This is a genomic window from Paenibacillus sp. RU5M (assembly GCF_900221055.1).
Taxonomy (GTDB): domain Bacteria; phylum Bacillota; class Bacilli; order Paenibacillales; family Paenibacillaceae; genus Paenibacillus; species Paenibacillus marchantiae.
Map to the genome: position 1 here is coordinate 61,846 of NZ_OBQM01000012.1, position 14,035 is coordinate 75,880.

General features: G+C 48.1%; 11 protein-coding genes and 1 pseudogene. 3 read left to right on the forward strand and 9 right to left on the reverse strand.

Going from position 1 to position 14,035, the window contains the following annotated elements:
- Nucleotides 1-138 precede the first annotated feature (138 nt).
- The 5 genes and pseudogenes from CRO25_RS34325 to xylA form a co-directional block, all read right to left on the reverse strand.
- Complete coding sequence (locus CRO25_RS34325; RefSeq protein ID WP_179132280.1) at nucleotides 139-1,212, reverse strand: glycosyltransferase family 2 protein; 1,074 nt, start codon at nucleotides 1,210-1,212, stop codon at nucleotides 139-141.
- Nucleotides 1,213-1,641: 429 nt separating this feature from the next.
- Nucleotides 1,642-2,202 (reverse strand): annotated as a pseudogene (locus CRO25_RS34330) (hypothetical protein); the annotation flags it as partial.
- Entirely contained in the window at nucleotides 2,126-2,842 is a 717-nt protein-coding gene (locus CRO25_RS27005) for a glycosyltransferase family 2 protein (protein ID WP_240321507.1), read from the reverse strand. The gene CRO25_RS27005 and the pseudogene CRO25_RS34330, both read right to left, overlap by 77 nt.
- Nucleotides 2,843-3,134: 292 nt before the next feature.
- Nucleotides 3,135-4,628 carry a xylulokinase gene (xylB, locus tag CRO25_RS27010; RefSeq protein ID WP_079697105.1) on the reverse strand — a complete coding sequence of 498 codons (1,494 nt, stop codon included), beginning with the start codon at nucleotides 4,626-4,628 and terminating at the stop codon, nucleotides 3,135-3,137.
- 525 nt (nucleotides 4,629-5,153) lie between these two features.
- Nucleotides 5,154-6,470: a xylose isomerase gene (gene xylA / locus CRO25_RS27015; RefSeq protein WP_079697106.1), complete on the reverse strand. Its 1,317-nt coding sequence runs from the start codon at nucleotides 6,468-6,470 to the stop codon at nucleotides 5,154-5,156.
- Nucleotides 6,471-6,669: 199 nt separating this feature from the next.
- On the opposite strand from xylA, the gene CRO25_RS27020 reads away from it, so the two are divergent.
- Both CRO25_RS27020 and CRO25_RS27025 read left to right on the forward strand, forming a co-directional pair.
- Nucleotides 6,670-7,836: an ROK family protein gene (locus CRO25_RS27020; protein ID WP_064641135.1), complete on the forward strand. Its 1,167-nt coding sequence runs from the start codon at nucleotides 6,670-6,672 to the stop codon at nucleotides 7,834-7,836.
- A gap of 145 nt (nucleotides 7,837-7,981) precedes the next feature.
- Nucleotides 7,982-8,179: a hypothetical protein gene (locus CRO25_RS27025; protein WP_053779005.1), complete on the forward strand. Its 198-nt coding sequence runs from the start codon at nucleotides 7,982-7,984 to the stop codon at nucleotides 8,177-8,179.
- Between the two features lie 219 nt (nucleotides 8,180-8,398).
- Here the strand turns inward: CRO25_RS27025 and CRO25_RS27030 are convergent, their stop codons facing one another.
- Both CRO25_RS27030 and trxB read right to left on the reverse strand, forming a co-directional pair.
- Nucleotides 8,399-8,629 (reverse strand): glutaredoxin family protein, encoded by a 231-nt coding sequence (locus tag CRO25_RS27030; RefSeq protein WP_024631391.1) that lies wholly within the window; start codon nucleotides 8,627-8,629, stop codon nucleotides 8,399-8,401.
- Nucleotides 8,630-8,689: 60 nt separating this feature from the next.
- Nucleotides 8,690-9,631, reverse strand: coding sequence for a thioredoxin-disulfide reductase (gene trxB, locus CRO25_RS27035; RefSeq protein ID WP_063566574.1), 942 nt, complete (start codon nucleotides 9,629-9,631; stop codon nucleotides 8,690-8,692).
- Nucleotides 9,632-9,884: 253 nt separating this feature from the next.
- On the opposite strand from trxB, the gene CRO25_RS27040 reads away from it, so the two are divergent.
- Complete coding sequence (locus tag CRO25_RS27040; protein WP_053779008.1) at nucleotides 9,885-10,616, forward strand: ZIP family metal transporter; 732 nt, start codon at nucleotides 9,885-9,887, stop codon at nucleotides 10,614-10,616.
- A gap of 154 nt (nucleotides 10,617-10,770) precedes the next feature.
- Here the strand turns inward: CRO25_RS27040 and CRO25_RS27045 are convergent, their stop codons facing one another.
- Both CRO25_RS27045 and CRO25_RS27050 read right to left on the reverse strand, forming a co-directional pair.
- Nucleotides 10,771-11,586 carry an alpha/beta fold hydrolase gene (locus CRO25_RS27045; RefSeq protein ID WP_072735559.1) on the reverse strand — a complete coding sequence of 272 codons (816 nt, stop codon included), beginning with the start codon at nucleotides 11,584-11,586 and terminating at the stop codon, nucleotides 10,771-10,773.
- Between the two features lie 181 nt (nucleotides 11,587-11,767).
- Nucleotides 11,768-13,780 carry a heavy metal translocating P-type ATPase gene (locus tag CRO25_RS27050; protein ID WP_079697154.1) on the reverse strand — a complete coding sequence of 671 codons (2,013 nt, stop codon included), beginning with the start codon at nucleotides 13,778-13,780 and terminating at the stop codon, nucleotides 11,768-11,770.
- Nucleotides 13,781-14,035: the final 255 nt, after the last annotated feature.

Below are 14,035 nucleotides of genomic sequence, written 5' to 3' on the forward strand. Positions count from 1 at the left end.
TGGATGAAATCATTTGATCCAATTTCTTGTGAGAGTGAGTGCACCAATGTCTCCGGTATAAAGTTAAATAGGAACACAAAAACCTCTCCATGGAAAAAGGGATTATTCATCCACTTTATTCCATTAGAGAGGTTTGCTCTAAGCATTTTCCAGCACGTTATTATCCTTCTCCAAATCCTTAAAATACTTATCATTATACAACATGCTGGGATGTGTCGGATGGTACATCAAAGCAATGTCATTGTGCTCTTTGGCTTTTGCCCGATTGCCCATCCGGTCATAACACACACACAATTGTAGATGCGGCATCCATGTCCATGCAGCTTCATTCATTACTACCATTGGATCGGTCGGGCGTACGGCGCGGGTCGCCTGTTCATACCAGTATAAGGCTTTGCGGTAATCGGCACGGTCGGCAAAATATCCACCCAATCGGCAGCAGATCTCAGCCCTCGGCAAATCAAAGGCAAAGGATCTCAACAATGCCGAGACTTCCTTTTCCGAACGTTCAAGTGATACCTCGCAATCAGCTATTTTCTGGCATGCTGCGATCTGATCCTCCACCCATCCCAGCCCGGTGTCCAGAAATTTTCCATAGTACTGCACCGCATCTTCAAGATGCCCGTGGTCTTTCAATTCATTGCCAAAATAATATAAATCACGCGGAGAGAATGCCTCCCCTGCCTGTTCGCGTTTGCGATAAATCTTTAGATTGCGATCCGTGTATTCCTTATCTTTCTTATGCGTGACTGCCACGTCGCTATGCAGCAGATGGCCGGCCACTTCCAAATATTCATGCACGGCACCAATCCAGCGATAATTCCGATCCCTGCGCACCAGTCGGTTCCGCCTCAGACTATATGCCACCTTCCCCTCCGCCGTAAAGGACAGATGATAATCCATCGTCACACTATCCACAGCAGGGTCCAGGGAGCGCTTCAGATCAATGAGCTTCACCCGGTCATCCTGTTCAAACACATCATCTGCATCCAGCCATAATATATATTCACTTGTTGCCTGTTCAAAGGCAAAGTTCCTTGCTGCCGCAAAATCATCCACCCATTCAAAATCAATGATGCGTTCCGTATAACGAGCTGCGATCTGACGCGTCTGGTCCGTCGAACCCGTATCTACAATTACAATCTCGTCAGCGATCCCATTAACCGAGTCCAGACATCTGGCGAGGGAAGCCTCTTCATTTTTCACAATCATACACAGCGAAATACTGATCGATTCCTCTCCGCGTATGGCTCTGCGATTAAAAGCAGCTACTCCGGGCAATTCCGATAGTCGGTAGATGTGATAGGCCGGAAAATGTGTATCTACGTATAAACGGAACCCCAGTGCCTGAGCACGGATGCAAAAATGGCGATCTTCTCCCCAGAAAGATACATTCGGAATCTGGTCATAGGAAACTCCGGACTCCAATACGTTCCTGCGAATAAGGGTACATGCCCCCAGTCCACCCACTTCATAACAACCCGGGGTACGCAATTGCCTCAGGAATGCATCCGTTTGTGTACCTTCGTCCTCTGCTTCCTCCCCTGTATTGCGTTTGCCTCCCTTGCGAAACAGGGCGTACTCATCCTGCAACCAGACTTGTGGCATTTCCCTTGTGCCCGGCTGCCATCGAGTCCAGAAGATATTGGAGATGATCTCCTTCCTGTTCGATACGAGCTGTTCCAATGTCCGTGGATGCAGGACGAGATCGGAATCAATCAAGAACACGGCATCGTACTTCTGGTCACGGGCATATGCCAAAATACGATTTTTCAGTCCGGCTACCCGCCAGATCTGTTCGTCACGCCAATAGTGCCCACCCTCGTCCTTGTTGTAAATTCCTTTTCCCTGATTGGCATCTGTTTCATCTACATTCGCATCCAAAAGGTTGCCTTCATGCCGAAGTACAAACTCCTGGAGCATATTGGATGCCGCTTCTTCTTCGTTGTCGTCCACAAACAGATAGTCTGTCGTTACCGTCGTTCTCTCAAGCGATTCCAAGGACTGGAGAAATTCACGGAGTACCGCAGCCGTCTGCCGAACAGGGCTTGCGATAAGAATCTTTTCCTTTGGCTCTTCTTTACCTTTTTCTTTTTCCTTCTTCAACTCTATTGTCCTCCTTCCCTTATTCCGACCATTCCAGAAGTATTGGATCTGCATCCAAAATGGATTCGTACTGTTCCTTCCAGCCATATCTCGCATCCGGGTCCAGTGCTTGATAACGCTCGTATTTACGAATCCGGTCCTCTGCACGCGCCCAACCATAGTGCTTCACTCGAGGGGAGTGACATCCATAGGCAAAATGCTGAATCGTTAGCGGAAAACGGCCGCAGTGCTGCGGGGTTTCCTTCCACTCATAGCTCCATTCCGGTCGGTATCGGACCAGAAATGGCCGATAATACGCATGAGCCTGCCAGTATTGGTCTTCCCGGTAATGTGTATCGCTCCACATATCAAACAACCTGAAATAAATGGCGTCCTCCGTTCCACCCAACAGTTGATTCCGTACAATACCAAAATCCGTTGTCAGAATTTCATCCGCGTCCAGGTTCAAGATCCATTCCGGTCCTGTAGCCACTGTTGTCTCCCACTGCTGCTTGCGTAAACTCACCTCATCTGCAAATAGGGAGGCCGGATTCACAATCAACGTAAGCGGGATTCCCTCCAGCATTTCCTGGCATAAAGCGACGGTATGGTCTGTACTTCCGTCGTCAATGATCACCGCACGATCAATCCACGGCCGGTGAGTCTCCAACGCCTGTCTGAGATACCTGTGCTCCTCATTGCGAACAATCATGGACAAGGTGACATGCGGCCTCGTGGTTGCTTCACGATCTTCCAACTCCCCACCTCCAGGCTGAGTCTGTCACGCGTAATAATTGATGTGATATGAATGATTAATTGGCTGAACCTCTATTAACCTCAATATCTAATCTATGCACGTCTGGAACAGGGTTATGTCTGGCAGGGAAACCTTTCATGACGTTTAGGAATCTTGAAATATGATATACCCTTCTTTCATGAACAACGACAAAAAAGGCACCCGCTTTCGCAGGTACCTCCTTAATGGTATATTTCATTGGTTTAATAGTTAATGACCTATTGAGATCTCAATATAAAAGAGGTCTGAATAATCAACGATATGCTGCCAGACGATCATTCAAGCTGCGTGTTTGCCCGTACACATCCTGATACAGTGCAAAGAGTCCGTCATACACCTTAACCGTTTCCGGGTTAGGCACATAGGATTTGGCAGGACGAATGAATGCTGCTGCACATTCCTGCAAGGATGGGAACCAGCCACAGCCATAAGCCGCCAGCATTGCCGCGCCCATTGCTGGGCCCTGTTCACTTTCCAATTTCACAATGATTGCATTGAAGACATCGGCCTGCATTTGCAGCCAGGCTTCATTTTTGGCGCCGCCACCAATGGAAATAACTTCATTCACTGTTTTGCCAGCGTTACGCAGAATATCAATGGACTCACGCAGTGAGAACGTAATGCCCTCCATCACAGCACGTCCAAAATGCTCCAGCTTATGTCCGGCATCCATGCCGATAAAGCTGCCACGAATGTTTGCATCCGGGTGCGGTGTACGCTCGCCGACGATATAAGGTGTGAACAGCAACCCGTTGCTTCCCGCTGGAATCATATCAATGCCCTGCAAGAGCACATCAAATGATTTGTCTGCTGCAAACGTATCCTTGAACCAGGACAGGCTGTATCCTGCCGCAAGTGTTACTCCCATAATATAGAAGGCATCTTTCTCGCCATGGTTAAAAAAGTGCACTTTGCCTTCGAAATCGAGATCTTTACGCTCTTCATAGGAAAGCACTACCCCGGACGTTCCGATGCTGCACATCGTCTGTCCTTCACTCAGAATGCCTGCGCCAATGGCTCCGCATGCATTGTCCGCACCGCCTGCATAAACTTTCGTTGCGGCTGCAAGTCCGGTTTGATCCGCAATCTCAGGCAGCAATGTGCCTACTTCTTCAAATGACTCCACAAGGCGTGGACACAAGGAGAGCGACAGCTCAAAAGCTTCCGCGATTTCCTTGCTCCACTGCTTGCCTGCAAAGTCTAGCAGCAATGTGCCTGCTGCATCCGAATAGTCCATCGCATAATCACCTGTCAGGCGATACCGCACATAGTCCTTCGGCAACAGGAACAGCGCTGCCTGTTGCAGCAATTCCGGCTCGTTTTCCTGTACCCACAGGATTTTGGGCAGGGTAAAACCTTCGAGCACACGGTTGCGGGCAATACTTAACAATTTCCCGTCCAGCACCTTCTCAATGCGGCGGCATTGCGCCGTTGTCCGTGTATCGTTCCACAGAATTGCATTGCGCAGCGGTTTACCTTCAGCATCCACCAGCACCAATCCATGCATCTGTCCGGAGAAGCTCAGTCCTTCGATTTCCGAAGGATGTACGCCGGACACCTCCAGCAATTTGCGCAGCGATACAATCGTCTGCTCTACCCAATCTTCCGGGTTCTGCTCACTGTATCCAGCTTTGGGCTGGTACAGCGGATAAGCCTCGGAAGCTTCAAACGCCACTTTCCCTTCACGGTTAACCAGCACCGTTTTAACTGCGCTGGTTCCCAGATCGACACCAATTACGTAACTCATGAGTTAACTCCTCTCGTTTATCTCAGGTTATACCCACGAAGAATCCAAGTTTACATGAGAGTCACTCCGTGATCAGAAAACCCTTAGATCGCCGTTACCCCCGGATTTCCTTCATCCCTTTTACATGGGAGAAATCCGGGGATAAATGCGACCGCTTCGCTTCCTCCGGGTCCTTTCTGCTCACTCCGTTCTGCATGCTTAATCATGGACACACATGGATATGAAACGAGTAAAACGTACTCGTTTCTGTAGCTAAAATCGTGCCTACGACCTATATCTGTCATTAGTAGTGGACACGCAAACCATAATGCACAAGAAACTCATTCGGTTCAAGGATCAAAAAACCGCCCCCCCCTTCCCAGGGGAAAGTCGGGGACGGTCCGAATGTCATGCTTGTTCAGGCGTTCCGTGGTACAAGCTTAGGCTATGCTGGCGTGCACACTTTGTTATACTCCTCCCCAAGCGTTACTACAGGCAAAACGTATGGTTGGTTCACAATCTTCCATACCAAAAGCCCAACTGATATTAGTCAGCCAGGATGTATTGGTTGAGTTTTGCTCTCAGCAATTCCTGACGTCCGGATTGGTTTTTGCGTGGGCTTTCGTTGTTCAGCGCGTACTCTGCAAGGGAAGCCAGTGTTGCTTTACCTGCAACCACATCTGCGCCGATACCTTCGCTGAAGCTGCTGTAACGTTTTTCGATGAAGTCATCGAATACACGATCTTCAATCAATTTCGCTGCTACTTTCAGACCTTTAGCATACGTATCCATACCAGCGATGTGTGCGAGGAACAGATCGTCTGCTTCGAAGGAACCACGACGGACTTTGGCGTCAAAGTTCACACCACCATGGCCGATACCGTCGTTTTTCAATACTTCGTACATTGTCAATGTAGCATCGTACATATCAACCGGGAACTCATCCGTATCCCAACCGATCAGCATGTCGCCTTGGTTGGCATCGAGGGAACCGAGCATGCCGTTTGTACGGGCAACGCGGATCTCGTGATCGAATGTGTGACCAGCCAGTGTAGCATGGTTAGCTTCCAGGTTCAGTTTGAAGTGTTTGTCCAAACCGTATTTTTGCAGGAAGGCAATAGAAGTTGCTGCATCATAGTCGTATTGGTGTTTGGTTGGCTCTTTCGGTTTAGGCTCGATCAGGAATTGTGCATCGAAGCCAATTTCCTTCGCGTAGTCTACTGCCATGTGGAACATACGGGCAATGTTGTCTTGTTCCAGTTGCATGTCTGTGTTGAGCAATGTGTCATACCCTTCACGACCGCCCCAGAACACATAGTTTTCTGCGCCCAGACGTTTACCCACTTCCAGACCTTTCTTGATTTGCGCTGCAGCATGAGCGTACACATCTGCGTTGCAAGTGGAAGCTGCACCAAACATGAAGCGTGGGTTGGAGAACATGTTTGCTGTATTCCAAAGCAGTTTTTTGCCGCTGGATTTCATGTGACCTTCAATCAGGTCAACGATCGTATCGATGTTGCTGTAGAACTCACGCAGGCTGTTGCCTTCTGGTGCGATGTCCACATCGTGGAAACAGAAGAACGGGAGATTCATTTTTTCCAAAAATTCAAATGCTGCTTCCACGCGTACTTTCGCTAGGTCCAGACCGGAGTATTTATCCCAAGAACGAACAGCAGTCTCCGCACCAAACGGGTCACTACCACCTGCTGTTAATGTATGCCAATAAGCCATGCCGAAACGGAAGTGCTCTTCCATCGATTTGCCGGCTACAACTTCTTCCGGATTATAATGTTTAAAAGCAAATGGATTCGTGGAATCTTTACCTTCGAATGAAATTTTATTAACGGATTCAAAATAGGCCATGTAAAATGCCTCCTCAATAGTTTTGAAAGTAATCGTTTACAACGTTATCCTAACACATAGGTTATACTTTGTCTATTGGTTAAACAAAGTAAAAATAAAAATGTTTTTTGCACGTTTGTTTACGCTATAATAGTCGAATAGCTTGTTTACGGATTGTGGGTCTGAACCCTTTTATAGAAGAATAGGAGTGCATATGGATATGAAAATTACCGGAGACCAGATGCTGGTCAAAAAGATAAACAAGTCGATCGTCCTCGATACGATTCGGCGTCATGCCCCCCTCTCCCGTGCGCGGGTATCCGAGATTACAGGGCTGAACAAAGCAACGGTATCCAATTTGGTTGCCGATCTGATCAATGATGAACTCTTGCAGGAAATTGGTCCTGGGGAATCCAGCGGTGGACGTAAACCTCTGATGTTGCTATTTCGCGGTACATCGGGATATGCCGTAGGTTTGGAACTTAGCGTGACCCACTTAAAGGGTGTGCTTACCGATCTTGAAGGTCATATCATCACAGAGTACGCCGTGAAGCTGGAACAACATGATGTCTCCTCTGTATTTGAACAGCTGAAACTTGCGGCAGAACATCTGATTCAGGCAGCCCCTCCCTCCCCTCACGGGGTAATTGGCATTGGAATCGGGGTGCCGGGTATGGTGGACGAGGAAGGGACGGTGCTGTTTGCACCCAACTTGGGGTGGGAGAAGGTTCCCCTGCGTGCCATGCTGGAAGAAGTATTCGAGTTACCTGTCACGATCGACAATGAAGCGAATGCAGGTGCGCATGGAGAATTGAATTTTGGTGCGGGTATCGGTGTACGTCATCTGATCTATATTAGTGCAGGCATCGGGATTGGTTCAGGCATTATGGTGGATGGCGAGCTGTACAAAGGTGCCTGGGGATATGCCGGAGAAACAGGCCATATGTCCATTGAAGCAGAGGGCAGACCTTGCTCCTGTGGCAATCGTGGCTGCTGGGAGTTATATGCTTCGGAGAAAGCTTATGAGCACCCGGATCATCAATTGCTTTTGCCAGCACATACTACACGGGAATTGATTGATTATGCACAGCAAGGCCATGAAGATGTATTGAAATTATACCAGGAAATCGGCCGCAAATTGGGGGTTGGCATCACCAATATCGTCAACAGTTTTAATCCTGAGCGCATCATTATCGGCGGCCCTCTTTCTGAAGCAGGACCATGGATTGAAACGGCGCTAAAACAAGTGGTGGAGGAGCGTACGTTGCCCTATCACCGCCGCAGTTTGCAGATTGAATGGGCTGCTCTGGGCAGTCGGTCCACACGTGTGGGTGCCGCTTACTCAGCAATTTCCCAATTTCTAGGTAAAATAAGAGTGTCCGTCTAATAACCGCTGAAAATTGACATCATTTTGCCCCATTTCCTCCCTTTTTGTTAAAGAAATCCAGAGGTATAATAGGGTTATGTGATTTTTGTCATGGCGGCATGAATGTCGCCGTGTTAATTCCGATGACGAAACGGAGTGAAAATTCGTGACCTACGTGGATACTTCAGATATCTCGGCGCAAATGTTTGTCACCGTACTCCTGTTCCTGATCGTGCTTGCGCCGCTGTTCAGCCTTGGCATACTTCGATTGTTTCAGAGCAAAAAGAAGGCTGGTTTCATGTACATGCTGTCAGGCGTACTGGTGTATGTAGTATTTCAGACCTTTATGAGTATATTTTTTTAGATAAAATATGTTTGATTTTAACGTCAAATCCCTTTTTACATCCACAAAAGAGTTCATGAAACATGTGCTCTGTTGTAGCTGTGAAAGGGGATTTTTCATATTGCAAATAAAAGAAGCCTCAGTCCTGATTCGGACTAAGGCTTCTCCAATATATATTCAAACGGCTCGCGCGAACCGGAATAGCTGCATGCGACTTGAACTTACCCTATACAGGGTAAATTAAGCGTCCAGCGCTTTGGCGAATTGAGTTTTGTTCATACCCAGAATACGGTGTTCACCAATAACAGTCAGAGGTACGGCACGTACGCCCATATCCCATACTTGTTGTGCGAACTCGTCGCTTGTCTCAATGTTGCGCTCTTCATAAGAGATGCCTTTGTCAGCCAAGAAGCTTTTTACCGATTTGCAGTTTGGGCAGTTGGTTGATGTGTATACAATTACGTTTTCCATGTTTATTCACCTCATATTGTTATTTTATAGACTAATCTATTGATTAAAACAGCTCTTCCCTTACAGAACTACTGCGCTGTGCTCCAAGCTCTCAATATATTTCTCTGTATCCATCGCAGCCATACATCCACTACCTGCAGCTGTGATCGCTTGTTTGTAACGGGTATCCTGTACATCACCACAAGCGAATACGCCTGGGATATTGGTTTCGGATGTGCCCGGTGTAGTCAGAATATAACCGTGTTCGTCGGTTGTGATCTGTCCGCCCAGGAATCCAGTGTTTGGTGTGTGACCAATTGCAACGAATACACCGCTAGCAGGAATGATTTCTTCTGTACCTGTTTCGTTGTTCAGTACTTTCAATCCAGTTACGCCGTTGTCGCCAGCCAGCACTTCAAGAGGGGTACGGTTCAATGCCATTTCCACTTTCTCATTGCTGCGTGCACGATCCTGCATGATTTTGGAACCACGCAGTTCTTCACGACGGTGTACCAAGGTTACTTTGGAACCGAAACGGGACAGGAAGCTCGCTTCCTCCAGCGCGGAGTCGCCACCGCCAATAACGATGATTTCTTTGTTGCGGAAGAAAAATCCGTCACATGTCGCACAAGTGCTGACACCACGGCCTACATTCGTTTCTTCTCCAGGAATACCGAGGTATTTAGCAGATGCGCCTGTAGACAGGATCAAAGTTTCGGATACGAGTTCACCCATACCTTCAACCTGAATTTTGAATGGACGCTCGCTCATATCGATGTTGTTTACCCAGCCTGTACGGAATTCTGCACCGAAGCGTTCTGCTTGTTTGCGCATATTGTCCATCAGTTCAGGACCCATAATGCCGTCAGGGAAACCTGGGAAGTTCTCTACTTCTGTTGTTGTTGTCAATTGACCACCAGGTTGCGGTCCTTCAATAACGAGTGGGCTCAAGTTGGCACGTGCCAAATAGATTGCTGCTGTCAGCCCTGCAGGGCCTGTTCCAATAATAATTGATTTATACATGTATAGTTCCTCCCCCGGGTTCTGCAAAAAGGTCAGGCTCTCCGGCATCAAAAGCAAAGGCTTTTGCATACACTAGAACGAAAGCCTACATCATGTCCACATGACCTGCCCGTTATGACAATTAACCTATGCAGAAACGGAATTCTAATTTATAATCATTCTAATCTGTTGTTCATTATGATCTCTTTTATGTACGGTGTCAATGCTCGGCAGCGATTATGAAGAAGTCTTCATCAGGAGGGAAAATGGAAGCATGAACGATGCACTCATTGGCAGCTTTATCTCAGCCATGTCTACCGGCCTTGGGGCCATACCTATTCTATTTATGCGCAAAGTAACCCACCGTCTGCGTGATATTTTGCTTGCCTACGCAGCAGGCATCATGACCTCTGCCTCGGTGTACAATCTCATACCGGAAGCACTCGGGCAATCCAATCTGTTTGTACTTGCCCTTGGTATCATGCTGGGCAGTATGGTTCTGCTTGTGCTAGAGATGAAGATTCCCCATGTGGATCTGGAAAATCCCGAGAAGATGCCTTTCAAAATTGAAGCCAAAGCCTTCATGATCATTGCAGCCATCACCATGCATAACCTGCCCGAAGGGCTATCGGTAGGTGTCAGCTACGCGAGCAGTGACGCAGGACTTGGCAATCTGATTGCCTTTTCCATTGGATTGCAGAATGCGCCGGAAGGATTCCTGGTCGCCCTCTTCCTCGTCAATCAGAACATCGGTCGCTTCAAGGCGCTCGGTATCGCCACGCTGACGGGTGCAGTTGAAATTGTTACAGCCATGATTGGTTACACACTCAGTAGTCTGGTCTCCGGTCTGGTCCCTTACGGTCTTGCCTTTGCAGCGGGTGCGATGATGTTCATCGTGTACAAGGAATTGATTCCCGAAAGCCACGGCGACGGCAATGCACGGGCGGCAACGGTTTCCTTTTTGCTTGGACTGATCACGATGATTGGCCTGACTGAACTCTTTTAATAGAAAGAACATAGGAAAGTCCTCACATGAACACAAGAATGGACGGCAAAAAACCTGAAAGCACAGCGGCTCGCTGAACTTCCAGGTTCTTTTTTTGTTCACAAATGAAGATTCAATGAAATAGTTTGAACGATCTGTAAAGGTCGTTGGACGATCACAATCCGGATTTGATAAATCGAATCAATTCGGCATTGAATTTTTCCAATTCATCATAGAATGCCCCGTGACCACTCTCTTCAAAAGCAATCAATTGAGAACCGGCAATGCCTTTGTGCATCTCCTCGGCGAACTCAAACGGGCATATCTCATCCTTCTTCCCGTGCAAAATGGCTGTAGGTACCTGAATCGAACTCAGGTCACCTCGCAAATCCTCATCCCGCAGGGCAATCGCACTATTAATCGTACTGTAAGACGAGGCCTCCATACCGAGTGCATGAAACCAATCCATAAACGGCTGGCTGTGCTGCTTCGCGAAAAACATGCCGCCAAACGTCTCCAGCAACTTCGGACGATCAGCGAAGATCGGCTCAATAATCTGCTCGGTAAGCTGCGCTGCAGTCAGGCCATACGGATAACCCTCACGCTGCGTGAACACTGGTGCCGCCGCTGACAATAGCGCCAGCTTGGATACACCATGTCCCGCATGGCGGGCCATATAATGCACGGCAATCGCTCCACCCATGGAGAAACCTGCAAGTACCACGTCACTCAACTCTAGATCATCAATCACAGCACGAACATCGTCCGCCATCCGGTCGTAGTCATAGCCTGTGGATGGTGCGTCCGACTTGCCATAACCTCTGAAATCTATTGCAATGGCACGAATGCCATGATTGGGCAGTACATTCAATTGATATTCGAACATTTTATAATTAACTGGCCAGCCGTGCAAAAAGACAACCGGTGTTCCTTGACCAATATCTTCAACAAATATACTCACATTCGGTTCCACTTGTACGTAACGTCCCATATTTCACAGCTCCCTTTATTGTCATGTCGTTGCAGCGGCAGATTGCCGCACTGCATGGTAATGTTTCAATAACAACGTTCCCTTAGTCATATTCCATGTAGAACGTTCCTCTGGAATCGTCTCTTCGATTCATTACCCGATGACCCAAGGTTCAAACGCCGTTTTTTTCAATTGGATATCGTTATCGCAGGAGTCTTAGTCCATTCAGAATAACCAGGATCGTGCTGCCTTCATGGCCTACCACACCCAATGGTAATGCAACATCTTGTAAGAAGTTACCCGCGATTAGAGCCAGAATTACCGTGATGGCAAAAAACATATTCTGCTTCACCGTCCGCTGCGCCCGACGTGCCTGCCTGATTACCCAGGCGATTTCTTCAATATTATCATTCATCAGTACAACATCCGCTACTTCCAGTGCAGTGCCACTGCCTGATACACCCATGCCCATGCCAACCGTTGCCGCTGCAAGTGCAGGCGCATCATTCACACCATCCCCAACCATCAACACTTGCCCGTACTGTTCGCGAAGCAGATGCACCTGCTTCACTTTATCTTCGGGTAACAAACCTGCGTATACCAGGCTTACACCAGTCTCACGGGCGATCACTGCTGCCGATTCGGGACGATCACCTGTCAGCATAGCCACTTTCACACCCATCGCTTCCAGCATTTTCACCGCTGCAACCGCTTGTGGGCGCACGGTGTCCCTCATCGCGATCAATCCGGCCATTTGCCCGTTCGCTGTTATGGCAGACACGGTTTTGCCTTCTCCCTCAAGTTGGGCACGTATGCCATACCACACAGCAAGATCGTCCATATTAGAAGCAATAAATTGCTTCTCTGTATCATTTGCGTTATTTACCTCAGTGATATGATGCGTATCCAACTCATCCGTTTTCCCAATTTTCCAGAGAACGCCGTCTACTTTCCCTTCAATCCCCCAGCCCGTCAGAGCTTGAACCTGTTCAGCAATCGGGAGGTTGATGTCCTCCTTGCTTGCCTGCTCCACAATAGCCCGAGCCAGTGGGTGCATCGAAAGGTTCTCAATGGCAGCTACCGCTCCCAACAACTGTGTACGGTCATATCCGTCTGCCGTTATAATATCGGTCACCTGTGGTGTACCCATCGTCAATGTTCCTGTTTTATCAAAAGCAACCACCCGGGTCTGGGCCATGTTCTCCACATGAGCGCCACCTTTGAAAAGAATACCGCGACGTGCACTGCTGGACATCGCTGATAACATGACCGGCATAATGGAAGAAACCAGGGCACAAGGTGAAGCTACAACCAGAAAGACCATTGCTTTGTAAAACGCCTCATTCCACGTCCAACCAAGCAATAGAGGTGTTCCCGCAATAACCAGTACCGTTACGGCGACAACAATACGGGCGTATATTCCCTCGAATCGCTCAATAAAGCGTTGGGAGTCCGGCACTTCCGTCTGCGCTTCTTCCACCAGTTTAATGATTTTGCCAAACAACGATCCTTCAGCGGATTTGGTCACCTCCACATATAATGCACCTTCACCGTTCACAGTACCTGCAAATACTTCGTCACCAGCAATTTTGTCTACGGGTAAGGATTCCCCTGTAATCGAGGCCTGATTGATAAAAGAGCTGCCTCGGTACACAACACCATCCGCCGGAACCAGTTCGCCCGGCTTCACCAGCAACAGATCCCCCGGCTGCAAATCATCGATGGATACACGATTCATTTTACCGTCCTCAATACGCAGCGCCGTTTCCGGTTTGAGCGCCAGCAGTGATGAAATATCCTTGTGACTGCGCTCCGTTGCATAGCTTTCCAGTGCACCACTTAACGCAAAAATAAAGATCAGCATGGCTCCTTCATTCCAGTAGCCAATGGCTGCCGCTCCCAACGATGCTGCAATCATGAGCAGATTCACATCAAGATCACGATCCTTGACCAGTGTCTCTATGCCTTCTTTGGCTTTAGTCCATCCACCTATGGCATAAGCAACAATATATAGTAGTACGGATAACGGGTTAGACCATGATGCCGTCGCCCAGGCAATAAGCATCAAAAGTCCACTGCCCAGAGCAGCTTGCATTTCCTTGTTGTGCAGCATAGCCCGAAAGTCTGGTTTGCGCCCTCGGCCTGGGCCAGGTGTATTGGCTGAACGCTGTTCAGCTTTTGCATGGGTTTGAATGGGTTGGTGTATCGCTTGCATATGAATCACAATCCTTTCTGAATGTCGGGTTGTGGAGTGCATTTTGCTGCATCCATGTCCCGTGTATTGAAGTCGTATTGAGAATGAGAGCCATTGTTAATACCCTAAAAATGACACATGCTGCTGCGGGAATCCCGCAGCAGCATGGTTATTGAATGGTTGTCGAATGATTTTCAAATCATTTTGAATGAGAATGATAATCATTTTTGTACTTATGCAATTATTTTTACCCAATACAACTTTTGATTCATTATA